We start from the raw sequence: 1,696 nt of genomic DNA, 5'->3' as shown, positions 1-1,696 counted from the left end.
AATCTGGTCTCAAACATGTTCCGGCTGCTGCCCACGAATGGGCAGAGCGGTGTATTCAGTTTGATTCCCGATCGTCTGTCGGGAACCACAAAGTGGACGCGAGCCCGTGCAACAAGTGCACGGAAATCAGTGTGTTATCAAGTCTTCGGCTTATTAGTACCGGTCAGCTCCACGGGTCGTTAGTCCCCGCTTCCACATCCGGCCTATCAACCCAGTAGTCTGCTGGGAGCCTCTCACACTCAAGGTGCATGGAAATCTCATCTCGAAGACGGCTTCCCGCTTAGATGCTTTCAGCGGTTATCCGGTCCGAACGTAGCTAATCAGCGGTGCCCTTGGCAGAACAACTGACACACCAGAGGTTCGTCCATCCCGGTCCTCTCGTACTAGGGATAGATCTTCTCAAATTTCCAACGCGCGCAGCGGATAGGGACCGAACTGTCTCACGACGTTCTAAACCCAGCTCGCGTACCGCTTTAATGGGCGAACAGCCCAACCCTTGGGACCTACTCCAGCCCCAGGATGCGACGAGCCGACATCGAGGTGCCAAACCATGCCGTCGATATGGACTCTTGGGCAAGATCAGCCTGTTATCCCCGAGGTACCTTTTATCCGTTGAGCGACAGCGCTTCCACAAGCCACTGCCGGATCACTAGTCCCGACTTTCGTCCCTGCTCGACCTGTCAGTCTCACAGTCAAGCTCCCTTGTGCACTTACACTCGCCACCTGATTGCCAACCAGGTTGAGGGAACCTTTGGGCGCCTCCGTTACTCTTTGGGAGGCAACCGCCCCAGTTAAACTACCCATCAGGCACTGTCCATGAACCCGATCAGGGTCCTACGTTAGACATCCAGAGTGACCAGAGTGGTATTTCAACAATGACTCCACGAACACTAGCGTGCCCGCTTCACAGTCTCCCACCTATCCTACACAAGCCACACCGAACACCAATACCAAACTGTAGTAAAGGTCACGGGGTCTTTCCGTCCTGCTGCGCGTAACGAGCATCTTTACTCGTAGTGCAATTTCGCCGAGTTCGCGGTTGAGACAGCTGGGAAGTCGTTACGCCATTCGTGCAGGTCGGAACTTACCCGACAAGGAATTTCGCTACCTTAGGATGGTTATAGTTACCACCGCCGTTTACTGGGGCTTAAATTCAGAGCTTCGCCCAAAGGCTAACCCTTCCTCTTAACCTTCCAGCACCGGGCAGGCGTCAGTCCGTATACATCGTCTTGCGACTTCGCACGGACCTGTGTTTTTAGTAAACAGTCGCTTCCCACTGGTCTCTGCGGCCTTCAACGCTCACGGAGTAAATCCGGTCACGTGTCCGGCCCCCCTTCTCCCGAAGTTACGGGGGCATTTTGCCGAGTTCCTTAACCACGATTCTCTCGATCTCCTTGGTATTCTCTACCTGACCACCTGAGTCGGTTTCGGGTACGGGCGGCTGCAACCTCGCGTCGATGCTTTTCTCGGCAGCATAGGATCACTGATTTCCCCTTACGGGTACGCGTCGGATCTCAGGCACACAGACGACGGATTTGCCTATCGTCAGCCCTACATCCTTACACCAGGTTCACCTTACGGATACCATCGCCTGGCTCAGCTACCTTCCTGCGTCACACCTGTTCATACGCTAACCGCACCAGCATGGGGTCGAGCGTTAGACCGGCCACCATCACCCCGAAGGGATCCGGTTGAT

The 1,696-nt window shown here is 55.0% G+C and carries 1 rRNA gene (cut by a window edge); it reads right to left on the bottom strand.

Features of this window, described 5'->3' with window-relative positions:
- Positions 1-133: 133 nt before the first annotated feature.
- Positions 134-1,696 (bottom strand): 23S ribosomal RNA (locus tag EDF47_RS19625) (it continues 1,665 nt past the right edge of the window).

Source organism: Curtobacterium sp. PhB190 (assembly GCF_004365385.1).
GTDB lineage: Bacteria > Actinomycetota > Actinomycetes > Actinomycetales > Microbacteriaceae > Curtobacterium.
Note: the sequence above shows the minus strand (reverse complement) of the source record. Positions and strands in the feature narration are given on the sequence as shown.